The organism is Chryseobacterium sp. MFBS3-17 (genome assembly GCF_020687745.1).
In the GTDB taxonomy this organism is placed as follows: domain Bacteria; phylum Bacteroidota; class Bacteroidia; order Flavobacteriales; family Weeksellaceae; genus Marnyiella.
Map to the genome: position 1 here is coordinate 100,989 of NZ_JAJEWK010000005.1, position 16,580 is coordinate 117,568.

The 16,580-nt window shown below is 43.8% G+C and carries 15 protein-coding genes; 5 read left to right on the plus strand and 10 right to left on the minus strand.

Going from position 1 to position 16,580, the window contains the following annotated elements; translation table 11 throughout:
• Positions 1-68 precede the first annotated feature (68 nt).
• Positions 69-497 carry an SRPBCC family protein gene (locus LKO26_RS03065; protein WP_227586368.1) on the minus strand — a complete coding sequence of 143 codons (429 nt, stop codon included), beginning with the start codon at positions 495-497 and terminating at the stop codon, positions 69-71.
• A gap of 191 nt (positions 498-688) precedes the next feature.
• Between LKO26_RS03065 and LKO26_RS03070 the strand changes: the two genes are divergently transcribed.
• Both LKO26_RS03070 and LKO26_RS03075 read left to right on the plus strand, forming a co-directional pair.
• Complete coding sequence (locus LKO26_RS03070; RefSeq protein ID WP_227586369.1) at positions 689-2,374, plus strand: APC family permease; 1,686 nt, start codon at positions 689-691, stop codon at positions 2,372-2,374.
• Between the two features lie 3 nt (positions 2,375-2,377).
• Positions 2,378-2,692 (plus strand): Mpo1-like protein, encoded by a 315-nt coding sequence (locus LKO26_RS03075; protein ID WP_227586370.1) that lies wholly within the window; start codon positions 2,378-2,380, stop codon positions 2,690-2,692.
• A gap of 37 nt (positions 2,693-2,729) precedes the next feature.
• Here LKO26_RS03075 and LKO26_RS03080 read toward each other — a convergent pair whose 3' ends face one another.
• From LKO26_RS03080 to cphA, 6 genes are all read right to left on the minus strand, one after another.
• Entirely contained in the window at positions 2,730-3,551 is an 822-nt protein-coding gene (locus tag LKO26_RS03080; protein ID WP_227586371.1) for a siderophore-interacting protein, read from the minus strand.
• A gap of 4 nt (positions 3,552-3,555) precedes the next feature.
• Complete coding sequence (locus LKO26_RS03085) at positions 3,556-4,491, minus strand: siderophore ABC transporter substrate-binding protein (protein WP_227586372.1); 936 nt, start codon at positions 4,489-4,491, stop codon at positions 3,556-3,558.
• 10 nt (positions 4,492-4,501) lie between these two features.
• Entirely contained in the window at positions 4,502-5,263 is a 762-nt protein-coding gene (locus LKO26_RS03090; RefSeq protein WP_227586373.1) for an ABC transporter ATP-binding protein, read from the minus strand.
• On the minus strand, positions 5,260-6,219 hold the full coding sequence (locus LKO26_RS03095; protein WP_227586374.1) for an iron chelate uptake ABC transporter family permease subunit: 960 nt from the start codon (positions 6,217-6,219) through the stop codon (positions 5,260-5,262). Before LKO26_RS03095 ends, LKO26_RS03090 begins: the two co-directional genes overlap by 4 nt.
• On the minus strand, positions 6,216-7,160 hold the full coding sequence (locus tag LKO26_RS03100; RefSeq protein ID WP_227586375.1) for an ABC transporter permease: 945 nt from the start codon (positions 7,158-7,160) through the stop codon (positions 6,216-6,218). Before LKO26_RS03100 ends, LKO26_RS03095 begins: the two co-directional genes overlap by 4 nt.
• A 217-nt stretch (positions 7,161-7,377) precedes the next feature.
• Entirely contained in the window at positions 7,378-10,008 is a 2,631-nt protein-coding gene (gene cphA / locus LKO26_RS03105) for a cyanophycin synthetase (protein WP_227586376.1), read from the minus strand.
• A 237-nt stretch (positions 10,009-10,245) separates the two neighbouring features.
• Between cphA and LKO26_RS03110 the strand changes: the two genes are divergently transcribed.
• The 3 genes from LKO26_RS03110 (at position 10,246) to LKO26_RS03120 (ending at position 12,396) form a co-directional block, all read left to right on the plus strand.
• On the plus strand, positions 10,246-11,145 hold the full coding sequence (locus LKO26_RS03110) for a cyanophycinase (RefSeq protein WP_227586377.1): 900 nt from the start codon (positions 10,246-10,248) through the stop codon (positions 11,143-11,145).
• 28 nt (positions 11,146-11,173) lie between these two features.
• Entirely contained in the window at positions 11,174-12,016 is an 843-nt protein-coding gene (locus LKO26_RS03115; protein ID WP_227586378.1) for an isoaspartyl peptidase/L-asparaginase, read from the plus strand.
• A gap of 125 nt (positions 12,017-12,141) precedes the next feature.
• Positions 12,142-12,396, plus strand: coding sequence for a YtxH domain-containing protein (locus LKO26_RS03120; protein ID WP_227586379.1), 255 nt, complete (start codon positions 12,142-12,144; stop codon positions 12,394-12,396).
• Positions 12,397-12,560: 164 nt separating this feature from the next.
• On the opposite strand, the gene hisS is transcribed toward LKO26_RS03120, so the two are convergent.
• From hisS to LKO26_RS03135, 3 genes are all read right to left on the minus strand, one after another.
• On the minus strand, positions 12,561-13,919 hold the full coding sequence (gene hisS / locus LKO26_RS03125) for a histidine--tRNA ligase (RefSeq protein WP_227586380.1): 1,359 nt from the start codon (positions 13,917-13,919) through the stop codon (positions 12,561-12,563).
• Positions 13,920-14,008: 89 nt separating this feature from the next.
• Complete coding sequence (locus LKO26_RS03130) at positions 14,009-14,740, minus strand: LytR/AlgR family response regulator transcription factor (protein WP_227586381.1); 732 nt, start codon at positions 14,738-14,740, stop codon at positions 14,009-14,011.
• Positions 14,737-16,524 carry a histidine kinase gene (locus LKO26_RS03135; RefSeq protein ID WP_227586382.1) on the minus strand — a complete coding sequence of 596 codons (1,788 nt, stop codon included), beginning with the start codon at positions 16,522-16,524 and terminating at the stop codon, positions 14,737-14,739. Before LKO26_RS03135 ends, LKO26_RS03130 begins: the two co-directional genes overlap by 4 nt.
• Positions 16,525-16,580 lie beyond the last annotated feature (56 nt).

The window sequence follows — 16,580 nt, forward strand, 5'->3', positions numbered from 1 at the left end:
ATTACTATAAAAGAACCATCACCCAACCGAATAAATTCAGGATGACGCACGCTATAACACCGCATAAATTACCGATTATGTCCTATACCCTCTGTGTATTGTTTAAACTGATCCAGAATGGCCTGCCAGCCTTGTTGTTGCAGTTCAACAGGATGGGAATGTTCTGCATCAAAAATGGTGGTGACGGCTACAGAATCACCTTCATGTCGGAAGGTGGTTTCTGCCTCCCGTCCGTCGGTCATGGTATATCTGATTTTTTGTTGGTCAATGATCTCATCATACACCGCCTGAAAATCAAAACCTGCGCTTCCATCCCGGGCTTCCATCCTGGCCGTGTACAAACCGCCCGGCACCAACTGATTAGTAACTGATGGACAGTGCCAGTCTGCTGAGGCAAAATTCCAGCCGGTAATGTGCTGCGGATCCGTATAGCATTTCCAGACGGTATCCAGATCTGCATGGACAAGGGTTTCTACAGTAATCTTAGATTCTTCCATGATGATTTACGATTAAATTAAACACTGAAACGAATATACAGTTTTTCAGTTAAAAGGGTTTATTTCAAATCTTTACGTTATGTTGAAAAACTCATTCCTGTTTCAGGAATCGCTTCATCACGCCATTTCTTTTCAGGTCCAAAATCTTTTTTTGATGGTTTTGCTTACATTTGTTTTAAGTAAATTGATTTATGAACCAACTTTTCAGAAGAAAACACTACGACCCTTCCGACTATAAAACGGGGCTAAACAGGGTTTTAGGGGTATGGGATATTGTATTTTTTGGTCTGGCGGCCATTATTGGAGCCGGAAGTTTCAGCAGTCTGGGTGAAGCGATTTTTCGTGGTGGCCCGGGGGTTATCAGCCTGTATGTGATTTGCGGAATCGCCTGTGGCTTTACTGCACTCTCCTATGCAGAATTTGCCAGCAGAATTCCGGTAGCCGGCTCTGCCTACACGTATGCTTATGCCAGTTTTGGCGAACTGATTGCGTGGATTATAGGCTGGGCACTTATTATGGAGTATTCTTTCGGAAATATTTATGTAGCCTTCAGCTGGAGTGATTATTTTACCAGTTTTGTGGAAAGGCTTGGTTTCCATGTGCCGGATTACCTCTCTACCAGTTATCCGGAAGCTAAAAAAGCGTTTGAAAATGGTTCGGAGAATAAAGAATTGCTTAATGCGTGGACTACAGCACCGCATATTGGTGGTCTCCGTTTCATCCTGGATTTGCCGGCTCTGCTGATTAATATCTGCATCACAGCCCTGGTTTTTGTGGGCATTAAAGAAAGCAAAAACTTCAATAACATTTTGGTTGTTCTGAAAATTGCCGTTATCATGCTCATTCTGGGTGTTGGTTTTGCCTATGTAAATGCTGAAAACTGGACACCACTGAACGAAGAAGGCATTCCGAGCCTGATGCCTAACGGTTTCTCGGGAGTAATGGCGGCTGTTTCCGGAGTGTTTTTTGCGTACATTGGTTTTGATGCGCTGAGTGTACTTTCTGAGGAAACCAAAAATCCGCAGAAAAACCTTCCGAAAGGGATGATCATATCCCTGGTAGTCAGCACCTTGATTTATATGGCGCTGACCCTGGTGCTGACCGGCATGGTAGATTACCGGAAATTCGACGGCATCGGAGACCCGCTGTCCTTTATTTTTGCCCCTGAAAACGCCAATATTCCGTGGATGGAATTTGTGGTTTCGGTGACCGCCATTGTGGCCATCACCTCTGTTTTACTGGTGTTTCAGATGGGACAACCCAGAATTTGGTACGCCATGAGCCGTGACGGATTATTACCAAAACGATTTTCATCCATTCACCCGAAATACAAAACACCCGGTTTTGCCACCATCATTACGGGAATTGCTGTAGGATTACCGATACTGTTCACCGATAAATCTTTTATTCTGGATTTTACCAGCATCGGGACTATTTTCGCCTTCGTTCTGGTAAATGGCGGGATCCTGCTGATGCCGAGGAAAGAAAAAATTCCGGGCCGTTTCCACATGCCGTATATCAATTCCAAATGGATTTTCCCGGTTTTGTTTCTGGGAAGCGTCATGGGATTTTACTTGTGGATTCCTGAGTTTTTCCACACCCTTACAGACTGGAGTGACCCTGCAGAGGGTGAATTCAGGCTGTCTGTCTGCCTATTTCTGCTCATCAATCTGGTGTTGGTTTATTTATCCTTTACCAAAAACCTGAGTCTGATTCCGCTGTTGGGACTGACCTGCTGTCTGTATCTGCTCACCGGGATGACACATAATAACTGGTTCTGGTTTGGTCTGTGGTTTGCCTTAGGTTTGCTGATTTACTTCCTGTATGGAATGAAAAAAAGTAAACTGGAAAAAGCTATGAACGGCGATCTGAATTAGGGTATGAAAAGACACGAGAATTTCACTGCATTTTACGGCTGGTATCTCAGCCGTCACAGCAAAATGGTTACCCGAATTTTCCATTTTGCCAGCGTACTCTTTACGCTGTGGGTACTGATTTATATTGTATACTCCGGCCAGGAGCGGTTTTTCTGGTATTTACCGCTCACCATGCTCGGACTACCAGCTTTGTCTCATGCCATTTCCGAGAAGAACAGACCTACAGGTCTGAGGTATCCCCTGTGGACCATCGTGGCAGATTTCAGAATGTTTTTTGAATTGCTGACGGGAAAAGAGAAGTTCAAAATCACTCCGTAAAACACACAAAAAAGGTCTGAAAATTCAGACCTTTTTACTATTCCAGCGATTTCTTTTCTGCTTGTCTTTCGCTCACCGACCGGTCTTCTGCTACCCCGGATTTCCAGTAGGAATACGCATATAATTCTTCCCGGTTCCAGCCCAATTCTTTCCGGAAATAATTACGCAAGTCCTTTACGGTAGAAAATTCTGCTGCCACATAGGCAAATTTCGAAACCTCCTCCGGAATTGAAATCAACTTTACTGCATTGCTGAGTTCACTGCCTTCTTCCGGATGGCTGTTATGAATCCACACCAGTTCAAAATCATCCGGTTTTTGTAATTTCTGTTCATCTTCCTTTCCGAAAGTCTCCAGAATGGCAATACCCCTGGCATGTGCGGGCAGGGACTCCAAAATGGAACTGATGACAGGAATAGCTGTAGCATCACCAATCAGAAAATACCAATCGGCCTGCGGGTACAGATCACTTTTCACAAGTTTCATGGCAATGCCTACTTCATCGCCCGGTTGGGCATTCTGCGCCCAGTCTGACGCAGGACCATTGTCACCGTGGTACACGAAATCGACAATCAGTTGATTTTTTTCATGGTCAATTCCACGATGGGTGTAGGTACGCATGATGGGTTTCAGATGCGTTTCCGGCTCTGTCCATTCTTTTGTTTCATCATCATAGACCGGCAGGTGTACTTTTTTGACGCCGGCCGGAGGCAATAAAATTTTATTATTGACTCCGATTGTGCATATTTCATAGGGAGTCACGTCTTCACCCTGCAGGGTAATCCGGATGAAATGAGGAGTGAGGTATTCTCTCCCAGCCAGCGTAAACACCTGTCTGCTGATGGGTATATTCTTTTGCATATTTTTACTTTAAAGCTTCTTTAATTTCATTAATCATGGCATGGGTAGAAGTAATGCCACCGCCGGAAAGATACCAGATCTGCGGATTCAGATAGATGATTTTACCATTTTTAAAGGCATTTGTTTTCTGTATAAGCGCATTTTCTATGTTATCTCTGGCGGCAGGCTGCCCGTTTACTACCGCTGCACGATCTACGACAAAAAGGTAATCCGGATTTTCATCTGCAATAAATTCACTGGAAACGGGTTGGCCATGCGTGGCTACTTCCAGTTTTTCGTGTACCGCCTTTACGCCCAGTACGTCATGAATAAACCCGAAACGCGATCCTTTGCCATAAGCAGAAAATTTACCGTTGTTGAACAGGACAATCAACCCTTTTTTATCGTTACCGGCATATTTCTCCTGTTCTGTCCTGATCTCGTTTTTCAGGGCTTGCAGCTTATTTTTCACCTCTGCTTCCTTGTCAAAAATCTTGCCGATTTCCATACTGTTTTTCTCAAAAGAGGCCATGTAGTCCTGGGTGTCGGTCCCCAGATAAATGGTAGGCGCAATTTTCGAAAGCTCATCATAAAAGGTTTCCAGACGCGCAGAAATAATGATGAGATCGGGATTTACGGCACTAACCTTCTCAAAATTGGGTTCTTTTACAGAGCCGGCATTTTCTATCGTGTCATCTGTTTTAAACTGTATCAGATGATCCGGGACGATGTCTTTGGGTATGGCAACGGGTTTTATGCCCAGTTCGGTAAGGGTCTCCAGCGCCCCCATATCAAAAACAACTACGCGACGGGGATTCTGTGGCACATCTGTAGTCCCCAGTTTGTGGACAATTGTCACCTGTTCGCCTGTGGCTACAGTGTTTTTATTTGGCTCACCGGAACATGATGCCAATGTCGCAATGGCAGTAAATGTCAGGATTTTTAATGCATTTTTGATCATATTGAAAATTTTAAATATTAAAATAGTTACAGATCTTACAACCTCCGCGGTCGATGACTTCAAAATCCAGCCCGAATATGCATTTCAGATTATCTGCAGTAATTACATCACCGGTAGCACCCTGCCGGATAATTTTTCCGTCTTTCAGCGCAATAATGTGGTCCGAATAGCAGGAAGCAAAATTGATTTCATGAATGACAATGATGATGGTTTTGTTTTTTTCTTCTGCCAGTCTTTTCAGGGTTTTCATAACCTGTACGGCAAGTTTCATATCCAGATTATTCAACGGTTCATCCAGCAGAATATAATCGGTATCCTGTGCAATAACCATGGCCAGAAAAGCCCGCTGTCTTAGTCCGCCGCTCAGTTCATCCAGATAGTTGTTGCGATACTCTGCCAGCATGCAGAACTCCAGTGCTTCTTCTATTTTCTCTTTGTCGGTGGCGTTCAGTTTACCCTGAGAATGCGGAAATCTGCCAAAGGCTACCAGTTCTTCCACTGTGAGTTTTAGTTCCAGGTGATTGGTCTGCTTCAGGATGGAAATTCGTTTGGCAAATTCCTTGTTTTTAATGCTCAGCACATCCTGCCCATCCAGCAATACCTTTCCCTGGTCTTGCTCTATCAGCCGGCTTACAATAGAAAGCAATGTGCTTTTTCCGGCACCGTTCGGTCCGATAAGTGAGGTGATTTTTCCGGAAGGAAATGCAAGTCCTACATCATTCAGAACGTTTTTCTTACCGAAACTTTTATGTATTTGTTCAATGGAAATCATTTTTTCTGCGTAGATTTTAGGATAATATAAATAAAATAGACACCGCCCACGAAGTTAATGATGATACTGGTCGTTGTAGAGAAATTAAAGTAATACTCTGTAAGTGACTGTCCCACAATCAGGAATACACAGGCAATCATGCTGCAGATCCAGACCATATGCCGGTGTTTTGAGGTGGTAAAAAGTTCATAACATAGATTGGTCACCATAATTCCCAGAAAGGCAATAGGCCCTACCAATGCAGTAGAAACCGAGACCAGGAGGGAAATAATAACCATGAAAATCCGGATGAGTTTATGGTAATTGAGCCCCAGATTAATGGCCTGCTCCCGCCCGAGGGCAATGACATCCAGGTACTTCAGATAAAACTGTGCGAAAATAATGGTTACTGCCAATATAACGGCTGCCATTGTAAACAAATCGGTATTCATCTTGTTAAAGGAAACAAACAGAAAACTTTCAATGACCGAAAACTCGTTGGGGTCTATAATGATCTGGATAAACTGGCTGAGGGTAGAAAAAAGAGTTCCCAGCACCAGTCCTACAAGCAACAGGTGATAGATGTTGTGCTTGCTTTTTTTAAAAAGAAGAAAGTACAGAAAAAACGAAAACACCATCATCAGAAATACCGCCACAATAAAATTATCATTCTGGCCAAGCACTTTGAAGGTTTTGTCGCCGTAGTAAAAAACAATAAGCGTCTGAAAGAGTATGAAAACCGATTCATATCCCATAATGGACGGAGTCAGAATTTTGTTGTTGGTAATGGTCTGGAAAATCAGTGCAGAATATCCTACCGCAATGCCCACCAGAATAATAGTTCCCAGTTTCAGAAAACGGCGGGGCAACGCATAGTCAATATTGACATTACCCAGATTCCAGGTCAGGAAAAATGCAGCAGCGGCCAGCATACACACTCCCAGATAAATGATTTTATTTCTCAGTACCTTATTCATCTGGACCGCTTTAAAATAAGGATTAAGAAAAATATACCACCGATGACTCCAATGGTAAGGCCAATGGGGATTTCATACGGATAAATAATAATTCTGCCGATGATGTCACAAATCAGTAAAAATATAGCACCGTACAATGCTGTATATGGCAGTGTCTTTTTTAGTTGATCACCATGAATCATGCTCACGAGGTTCGGAATAATGAGTCCGAGAAACGGAACCGCACCCACGGTGACTACCGAAACGCTCACGGTGAGCGCTACACAGAACAGCCCGATCATGACAATCTGATGATAACTGAGGCCCAGATTTTTGGAGAAATTTTCGCCCATGCCCACCACTACAAACTCATTGGCATATACATAGCTTAGAATAACCGCCGGCAATATAAAATATACGGATTCATAATTGCCCTGCAGCACGGCAGAGAAATCTCCCATGAGCCAACCCTGCATATTCTGTACAATATTATTTTTGTAGGCGTAAAAGGTGGCCACAGCATTGAGGATATTACCAAACATCATTCCGATAAGCGGAATAAATATAACATTGCGGAACCGGATACGGCGCACCATCACAATAAAAAAAACGGTCGTCACAAGGGTAATCACAAGGGCGATGAATGATTTCTGAAGGGTGGTCGCCAGCGGAAAATTAATCAGGGCTACCAGGATTCCCAATTTAGCAGCATCCAGGGTTCCGGCCGTAGAGGGCGACACAAATTTGTTCTGAGAAATCTGCTGCATAATGAAGCCTGCAATACTCATCCCCATTCCCACCATAATCAGTGAAACAGTTCTCGGAATCCTGCTGATGCCCAATGTCATGCGCTGGTCATCTGTAAGGTTCAGAAAATCTGAAAATGAAATATCCTGCACCCCTACAAAGAGGGATACTACAGCACAAAACAGCATCAGAACAGTCAGCAGTATATATTTCACTATTTAGACTAAATAAAAACAAAGGTACGGCAAATAATCTGACTGCTCAATTAAGATGAAATTTATCATAGTTATACTCTATCATGAAAAATTCGCTGAGCAGTGTGTTCATCAGGGTTTAGCCGAAAAGTTAATTTTCCGTTAATATTAAATCTGAACTGAACCAAAATAAAAATCCCGGCAAAAACCGGGATCTCACATTATATATACGTGGAAACTACATTTGCATGCCTTCTTCCAGAATTTCTTTATGCTGATATTCCTGTACCAATTCGATTGCATTGGAAATAACATCACTCAGGGCAGTGATGAAGGTTCCTTCCTCGGCAAGGCTCATGGCGTGTTTCAAGGCTTCTGTTTCTTTCGGAATGATTTCAAAACTCGGATTTTTATCGGAATCGTGAATCCCCGATATCACCAGACCATTAATTTCCTCCTCGGTTCTGCCACGCAGGTGTTTTTCATTGCGGATGATGATGTGGTCAAACATCCGGCCGGCAATTTTGCCGCATTCCCTAATGTCTTCATCCCGCCGGTCTCCTACGCCGGAGATAATTCCAATTTTTTTCGGACTGTCCACATTGGCCAGGAAATCTTCTATGGCCTCATAACCTGCAGCATTATGCGCAAAGTCAATCATCACCTTGAAGTTTTTGAAATTGAAAATATTCAGTCGGCCAGGCGTCAGTTGTGCACTCGGAATAAACGTCCGAAGAGAGTTGGCAATATCTTCTATGGCAAAACCATACAGATAGGTGGCCAGACTGGCGGCCAGCACATTGGATATCATGAATCTGGCCTTACCTTCCATGGTAATCGGGATATTGTTCACCTTAGCGATACGGATTTTCCAGTCCCCTTTTTTGATGGTGATGAAACCTTCCTCGTACACACAGGTGGTTTTCCCTTCCTTTGCAAATTTCCGGATGTGCGGATTTTGCTCGTCCATACTGAAGATGGCCACTTTAGGATCCAGCGTATTCAGAATTTTCATTGAATATTCATCATCGGCATTCAGCACACACCAGCCGTCCTGCTTTACACTGTCCAACACCACCCTTTTTACACGGGTCAGGTCTTTCAGGTTATGAATATCATTCAGACCCAGATGGTCTTCTTTAATGTTGGTCAGCACACCGATATCACATTGTCCATATCCCAGTCCGGCTCTCAAAATTCCGCCTCGGGCGGTCTCCAGCACAGCAAATTCTACGGTAGGATCTTTTAAAATAAACTCAGCAGAGAGTGGACCGGTGGTATCTCCTTTGGTAAGCATGGTATTTTGAATATAGATCCCGTCTGATGTGGTAAAGCCCACACGATAACCGTTGTTTTTCACAATGTGGGAAATGAGTCTGGTGGTGGTGGTTTTTCCATTGGTGCCGGTCACAGCAATAATGGGGATGGTGAAGGGTTTTCCGTGAGGATAGAGCATATCTACCACCGGTGCGGCCACATTTCTGGGCAGTCCTTCACTCGGCGCCAGGTGCATTCTGAATCCGGGAGCCGCATTGACTTCCAGAATGGCGCCACCGCTTTCCTTCAGGGGCTGGGTCAAGTTTTCAGCCATAATATCGATGCCGCACACATCCAGTCCTATAATTTTAGAAATCCTTTCACACATGGTCACGTTCTCCGGATGTACCATATCGGTTACATCAATAGAAGTGCCGCCCGTAGAAAGATTGGCGGTAGATTTCAGATACACCACTTCTCCCTTTTGTGGAATGGTATCCAGGGTGTAGCCCAGTTTCTTCAGCAGTTCGGAGGTATCTTTATCCACCAGAATTTCCGTCAGTACATTTTCATGACCATAGCCTCTTCGCGGATCTTCATTTTCTCTGGCAATGAGTTGTTCAATGTTCATTTCCCCATCTCCTACAACATGGGCAGGCACACGGCGGGCTGCCGCTACCATCTTATGGTTAATGACTAAAATCCGGAAATCAAAACCTGTAATGTATTTTTCCACAATGACTTTATGGGATACTTTCTGCGCATGTTCCAGGCCTTCCACTGCTGTGTCCCAGTCCCGTACATTAATGGACTGACCCCGGCCGTGATTTCCGCTCAGTGGTTTCAGAACAACAGGGAAGCCAATGCGGTCTATAATGCGTCGCAGATCTGTCTGATCTACCGCAATATCACCGGAGGGCACGGGAATGGCAGAATCTTCCAGCATTTTTTTGGTTATTTCCTTGTTACAGGCGATATCTACTGCAATAGAACTTGTTTTTCCGGTTATGGTAGCCTGAAATCTGTGCTGATTTACGCCATAGCCTAACTGCACCAGTGAATTTTTGCCAAGGCGTATCCATGGAATTTTTCTCGAGACCGCCTCTTCCACAATGCTGCCGGTAGAAGGTCCTAGTCTTACTTTCTCTCGTATTTCCTTCAGAGACTGAATACAGGCTTCCAGATCATAGGGTTTTTCTTCTATAAGAGCTTCCGCAATCTTTACCGCTTCTTCTGCCGCAAATACCCCTGCACTTTCTTCAATATAGCTGAACACCACATTATACACACCAGGCGTTTTGGTCTCCCGGGTACGTCCGAAACCGGTGTCCATACCGGCAAGTGTTTGTATTTCCAGTGCAATGTGTTCGATGACGTGCCCCATCCATGTGCCATGCTCCAACCTCTCAAAAAAGCCTCCTTCGTGACCTTCAGAGCAACGGTGTGAGTACAGTGAAGGCATCAGCCTTTCAATACGTTCCCGAAATCCCGGAATTTTATTGGTAGGATATTCCTCCAATTCTTCCAGATTCAAGCGCATCTGAATTAACTTTTTACGGCGAATGCTCCAGATATTGGGTCCGCGTAAAGCCTGTAATTTTTCTATTTTCATATTCCGAAATGTATCTTTTTGATTATCTGTTTTTGTACTTCTTTATCCAAAGATAAATGAAATCCTTTAAAATAAAACAGTTCACTTGTGTTTTTTTCATCAATCAGGGATTTAGAAGGAGCTTTTCGTCAATCCGCTTTATTTAAACTGTCAGAAAACCGGAATATTCATACAAAATATTCATAAAAACGAGCCCAAAAGGCACTTCGGTAAAATATTTTTTTAAATTTGCATGGTATGAGACCAGTAGGAAAATTAATGATTATTGGTGGTGCTGTGAATAAAGGGAGCTTCTCTGAGACAGATTACGACCAAAATATAGAGAAAAATCTGAACTTTTTTGAGCGCGGAATTTTACGCAAAATCATCACGGAGAGTAAACATAAAGAAGACTCGGTAATAGAAGTCATCACCACGGCATCCCAGATTCCTCAGATTGTTGGCCCGGAGTATAAACGGGCTTTTGAATTTCTGGGCGCAAAAAATGTCAATATATTAGATATCCAGAACCGGGAGCAGGCCAATTCTGACGCCATGGTGGCCCGGGCTCATAGCGCAGATGTGGTCATGTTCACCGGCGGAGACCAGTTGCGCCTCACCTCTATTCTGGGTGGCACACGTTTTCACGATACCATACTTCTGAAATATCAGGAAACAGACTTTGTTTATTCCGGGACTTCTGCCGGGGCAGCGGCGGCTTCAGAAAACATGATTTATCAGGGATCCAGCAGTGAAGCTTTGCTGAAAGGCGAAATCAAAACCACACAAGGTCTTGGATTTATAGATAATGTGATTGTAGACACTCATTTCGTGCAGCGGGGCCGCATTGGACGTCTGTTTCAGGCCGTGGTAAACAATCCGCGGACCCTGGGCATCGGGCTGGGTGAAGACACCGGACTTTATATTCACGGAGACGAGATGACCGCCGTGGGTTCCGGACTGGTGATTCTGGTAGACGGACGCTTTATCAAAGATACCAACCTGACCAATATTCATCTGGGAGAACCCATTTCAATTGACAACCTTACGGTACATGTAATGTCTGTTAATGATTGTTTTAATTTGAAAACAAAGGAACTTACCATAGAAAATTCTCAGTACAGTCCTGTACCATCGGTACCTGATGTAAAAAATTAACCGGTACCTCTGTTCAAAATATTTTTGTATGAAAATCATCATTCACGGCGGTTTTTTTTCCGAAAGCAGCCAGTCTCACGAGACCAAAACCGCAAAGCAAAATGCTTTGCAGGTCATTGCCCTCAAATCCTTTGAATATCTGAAAAATCATACCGCTGCAGAAACCGTTGTCTTTGCAGTTTCACTGTTGGAAGACGACCCGCTGTTTAATGCCGGCACCGGATCGCAGATTCAGAGCGACGGAAAAATCCGGATGAGTGCTGCGCTGATGGATGGTACCACTCAGAAATTCAGTGGTGTGATCAATATTCAGGATGTGCAGAACCCTATACAGATTGCTCAGGTACTGATGAAAGAAGAAGACCGTGTATTGGGAGATGAAGGGGCAAAAATTTATGCGCAGGAACATGGTTTTGAGAACTACTCACCGGAAATTGAACAGCGGCGTACAGAATATCTGGAGAAACTGAACAACGGTGGCAAAGGAACCGTGGGTTGTGTGGCTCTGGACGCTGCAGGGAATCTGGCCGCAGCAACTTCTACCGGAGGAAAAGGTTTTGAAATAGTAGGCAGAATTTCTGATTCTGCCACAGTAGCCGGAAATTATGCCAATGCAGATTGTGCCGTTAGCTGTACAGGTGTGGGCGAAGATATTGTAAGCAATGCTACGGCCACAAAAATTGTGACAAGGGTGACAGACGGTATGTCACTGGCGCATGCTTTCGACAGGACTTTTGCCGAATTGGCAGAATTTGACGGATTTGCCGGCGCCATAGCAATTGACAAAGAAGGAAATATATTTTACCGCGACAGCCATCCGAAGATGGTTTTTGCTGCCTATGATGGTTCTAAAATGGAGGTATTCCGGTAAGCACCGTTCCGCATCACCCTTATATTCTGAAAGTTTTTAACATAATTTTACAAGGTGACAGCAGTTTTTTGGCATAGATTTTACAGTGAATTGGGTAATCAATTAATCACTAAATATTTAAAACTATGAGCACTAAAAGAAATGGATTACTGGCACTGTTGGGGCTTGGCGCACTGGCTTTCTGGAAATACAAAAAATCTACTCCCGAAGAAAAACAAGCCATTAAGGATAAACTTAATACAGCAAAAGATAATCTGGAAAAACTGGGTACTGACCTGAAAAACAAAGCCAACGATGTGGCTTCCCAGGTGCAGAACAAAGCTTCAGAATTCGCCAATAAAGCAGAAAATACTGCCGAAGACGTGAAAAACAATCCGTAGTCTTTCCAGGCAAAAGATAACAACCGTTTCTGAAAGGAAGCGGTTTTTTTGTGGCCAATATGTACATCTATAAAAAATAATGAGTGGATATCAAGATTTCTACCGAACAACAGGGCAAATATTTCCTATTGCAAGTGGCCTTGGTAAACATTACCCCTATAGATTCAGAGATTAATGCTTAGAAAAGTTTGAAGATCTATGGTTTGTTGCTCACCATCTTTCAGGTTTTTCAATGTTATTTTCTCTTGGGTAATTTCTTGTTCACCATAAAAAATCAAATTCGGAATCCCTTTTTTTTCTGCATAACTAAACTGTTTTTTCAATTTAGCATTTTCCGGATATAACTCTGCCGGGATGCCTTTGTCCCGCAACCGGGCAATGACTTTCAGGGCTTCCAGCGCTTCACGTTCACCATAATTGGCAAAGAGAAACTGTACCGCATGCTGCGGCTGGTCTGCAAAAAGTCCCAGTTCTTCCATCACCAGATAAATCCGGTCCAGCCCGAATGAAATCCCGATGCCGGGAACATCTTTTACGCCGAAAACCTCGGTCAGATTATCGTATCTGCCGCCGCCACCTATGGATCCCATTTCCACGCCATTGGCCTTCACCTCAAAAATCGCTCCGGTGTAATAATCCAGCCCCCGTGCGAGGGTGATGTCAAATTTCAGTTGCTCTGAAGTGACGCCCATTTCCAGAGCGTTTTTCAGGACAAACTCCAGTTCTTCCACCCCCTTCTTACCGGTCTCGTTGCCCACAAATTTTTCTTTCAGGAGCTGTAAATTTTCCAGCGGATCATTGCTCTGGCTGAATAAAAAATCCAGTTTCAAAATGGATTCACTGCTGATTCCTTTTTGCTGCATTTCCTTTACCACGCCGTCTTTACCTATTTTATCCAGTTTATCCAGGGCTACTGTAAAATCAATCAGCTGATCTGCAATTCCGGCATACTCTGCCAGTCCCGAGAGGATTTTGCGGTTATTGAGGTGTATGGTTACCGGAACTTTCAGCTCAGAAAAAGAACGCAAATAAAGCTGCACCAGTTCTACTTCCTGCCAAAGGCTGCGGGAGCCCACCACATCTGCATCACACTGATAAAATTCCCGGAAACGTCCTTTCTGAGGGCGATCTGCACGCCATACCGGCTGAATCTGATAGCGTTTGTAGGGAAAAACCATCTGTCCGTGATTCATGGATACGAATCTTGCGAAAGGGACGGTAAGATCATATCTCAATGCTTTCTCGGTAATCTGGGCAATGAGTTTCTGAGAATTTTTTGCTCTCCAGTCTTCATCATTCGCCTTGGCAGCATAATCTCCGGAATTAAGGATTTTAAAGATCAGACGGTCTCCCTCTTCACCGTATTTTCCGGTAAGGGTAGAAAGGTTTTCAAAACTCGGTGTTTCGAGCGGTTGAAATCCGAAGAGTTCAAAATTTTTCTGTAAAATACTGATAATATATCTTCTGTTCACCACTTCACCGGCGCTAAAATCGCGGGTACCTTTTGCTAAGCTTGGCTTCATTGTATTTATTTTATGGCCTGATAGAAGGCTTCTGAAATTAGTATTGACCCTGCAAAAATACGGAAATAGACGGGAATTATGCTTAAAGTTTAAAACAGCTTCAGAAAAGCTTCCTTATAACTGGCTGAAACTTCAATTTCGGTACCGTCTGTGAGTACGATTTCTCCATTTTTGTGATAAGACTGCACAAATCGGCTGTTGATGATGTGCGAGCGGTGCACCCGGATGAGCGGATAATCCAGCAACTCATCAAAATATTTCAGAAACCGACAGACCATTTTTTTTGAGCCATCCTGAAGAAAAAGGTGGGTAAAATTTCCATCTGCCTGCAGGCGCATGATATCGTCAATCTTTACCACGTCAAATCCCTGAACGGTAGGCAGAATGATTTGTTGTTTCTCGGGTTTCTGCTTCAGATTGTCCAGCAAAATGCGGTTGCGGTTCAGCTCTTCTTTGCTCTGCAGCGTTTCGGATACTTTATTCACAGCAGTAATAAGCTCCTGAATATCAATAGGTTTTAAAATGTAGTAGGATGCGCTGAGGTTCAGTGCTTTCAGCGAATATTCTGAAAATGCAGTGATGAATATTGTTTCGTACTGAAAATCCCTGGTAGCTTCCAGCACATCAAACGCATTGCCGTAGGGCATTTCCACATCCAAAAATACCAGATCCGGCCGGACGTCTGCAATGAGCGGAACCGCTTCTTTTATGTTTTCTGCTTCACCCAGAATCTCCACTTGCGGACAGTACTTCCCCACATAATTGCGCAACACTTTTCTGGCCGTGAGTTCATCATCTACTATAATGGCTTTAATTTTCATGATTTTCCGTATTTCATTTTTAAGGTGACCAAAACCCCGTCTCCGTCTTGTTTATCAGTTACATCACACGAAATATTCCGGTGATACAGGTCATTCAGCAACTGAATGCGCTCCAGGGTATTTTTCATACCGCGGCCGTTGTGCTGCTTCTGATGGTCAGTTTTCTGCTCCGTACTTTTACCGATGCCGATGCCGTTGTCCTCTATGGTAATGGTTAAAATATGGTCTCCGTTAGAAATATGTACATTCAAATATCCGGAGTCGCTACGGTAGCGCAGGCCGTGCCACACCGCATTTTCCAGAAAAGGCTGAATCAGCATTCCCGGAATCATTATTTCTCCGGTAACCAGTTCCGGATCTACCGAAATCTGATAATCAAACTTATCCTGAAATCTGCTTTTTTCCAGATCCAGATAGTTGGTAAGCAAAGTCAATTCCCGGCTAAGCGGAATGAAATCGTTCTTGGAATTTTCCATCACGCCGCGCATGAGTTTGGAAAATTTGGTCAGGTAAGCATTGGCCTCCAGTTCGTTATTTTCTGCAATAAACTGATTGACAGAATTTAAACTATTGAAGATAAAGTGAGGATTCATTTCGCGCCGCAGGGATTGCAACTCGATTTTTTTATTTTGCCGGCGAAGTTTGTTCTGGGTGAGTAATGCATACACAATGAAACCGAAGGCCAGCAAAAGTCCGGCAATCAGAAGGTAATTGATGAGATTGCGTCTTTGCAGAAGTTCCTGCTGCAACAATTTTTCATTTTCCAGCCGGGCAATCCTTTCCTCTATATTCTTCATGGTCTGTGCGTTTACCAGCGTGCTGTCTTTTTCCAGAATCTGCGGTAATGCCGAGAGAAAATCCCGGTACAGCGACAATGACAAACCGGTATCGCCATTTGCTGTGTACAGGGAATCCAGTTTCATGAGGCTGCGGTGGGCCTGGCGGGTATGGTTTTCGGCGAGTGCCAGTTCATAGGATTTTCTGAACATCTCTGCTGCCTGCGCCTGGTCATTGCTTTTCAGATAGACATCTGCCAGTTCCTGTAACTGCGTCACCTTCCGGAGGCTGTTCTGCTGAATAAAATCCTCCTCCAGGACTTCTTTTTTCTTTTCAATAGCTTGTGAAAAATCATTCTGATCTACCAGCAGATCTACGGTTTTTTTATTGATTTCAAGCGCTTTTTCCGGGGCTTCTTTTTTGCTCAGGTCGTAGGCAGTTTCCAGATTTTTTGTAGCCTCAGGGATATTATTCTGCTGCACATTAATTTCGGCCATATTCTGGTAATCCTGCGCCAGTTCATTGTTGTTTTTCCGTTCTGCATTGATCTGCATATTCTGGGCGACGACACTTTTCTTTTTGCTCACAGATTTACTGCTTACCCTTTTGGCATCATTCAGATTCAATTCTGTGCTGGCATCCTTGCGACTTGCCTCCGCTGCCTTTGAATAATAGCTTGCGGCTGCCTCATTATCCCGCTGCTTTTCTTTCAGTACGCCAAGTTTCCTGGAAATAACGGCACTTTGTTCAGGATTTTTCAGGCGTTCATACAGAACTCTGGCTTTCAGGTAATAGTTTTCACTGCGTGCATAGTCATTGCGGTTTATATACAAATCGCCCAGCTCCACGTATGCGGCAGCCTCTGCCTGTTCATTTTTACTTTTGAGGGCTTTTTCCAGATTTACCGCCACTTCCTCTATGGTGCGCACCTCGCCCTTACTTTGGGCAAAGACCTGAGCAGAGAAAAAAATCAGCAGGGTGCTGTAGAACAACTTTAAACTTTTCACAAAGCAAATATATAACTATATCCGGTCCGCACACGCTTCATTCACCCAGTGAAGCC

Bases quoted from the DNA above. Each gene is read 5' to 3' on its own strand.
- hisS (WP_227586380.1), bottom strand. From the start codon at position 13,919: ATGAAGCCAAGCTTAGCAAAAGGTACCCGCGATTTTAGCGCCGGTGAA.
- LKO26_RS03115 (WP_227586378.1), top strand. From the start codon at position 11,174: ATGAAAATCATCATTCACGGCGGTTTTTTTTCCGAAAGCAGCCAGTCT.
- LKO26_RS03070 (WP_227586369.1), top strand. From the start codon at position 689: ATGAACCAACTTTTCAGAAGAAAACACTACGACCCTTCCGACTATAAA.
- LKO26_RS03065 (WP_227586368.1), bottom strand. From the start codon at position 497: ATGGAAGAATCTAAGATTACTGTAGAAACCCTTGTCCATGCAGATCTG.
- LKO26_RS03110 (WP_227586377.1), top strand. From the start codon at position 10,246: ATGAGACCAGTAGGAAAATTAATGATTATTGGTGGTGCTGTGAATAAA.
- LKO26_RS03085 (WP_227586372.1), bottom strand. From the start codon at position 4,491: ATGATCAAAAATGCATTAAAAATCCTGACATTTACTGCCATTGCGACA.
- LKO26_RS03075 (WP_227586370.1), top strand. From the start codon at position 2,378: ATGAAAAGACACGAGAATTTCACTGCATTTTACGGCTGGTATCTCAGC.
- cphA (WP_227586376.1), bottom strand. From the start codon at position 10,008: ATGAAAATAGAAAAATTACAGGCTTTACGCGGACCCAATATCTGGAGC.
- LKO26_RS03120 (WP_227586379.1), top strand. From the start codon at position 12,142: ATGAGCACTAAAAGAAATGGATTACTGGCACTGTTGGGGCTTGGCGCA.
- LKO26_RS03090 (WP_227586373.1), bottom strand. From the start codon at position 5,263: ATGATTTCCATTGAACAAATACATAAAAGTTTCGGTAAGAAAAACGTT.
- LKO26_RS03130 (WP_227586381.1), bottom strand. From the start codon at position 14,740: ATGAAAATTAAAGCCATTATAGTAGATGATGAACTCACGGCCAGAAAA.
- LKO26_RS03095 (WP_227586374.1), bottom strand. From the start codon at position 6,219: ATGAATAAGGTACTGAGAAATAAAATCATTTATCTGGGAGTGTGTATG.
- LKO26_RS03080 (WP_227586371.1), bottom strand. From the start codon at position 3,551: ATGCAAAAGAATATACCCATCAGCAGACAGGTGTTTACGCTGGCTGGG.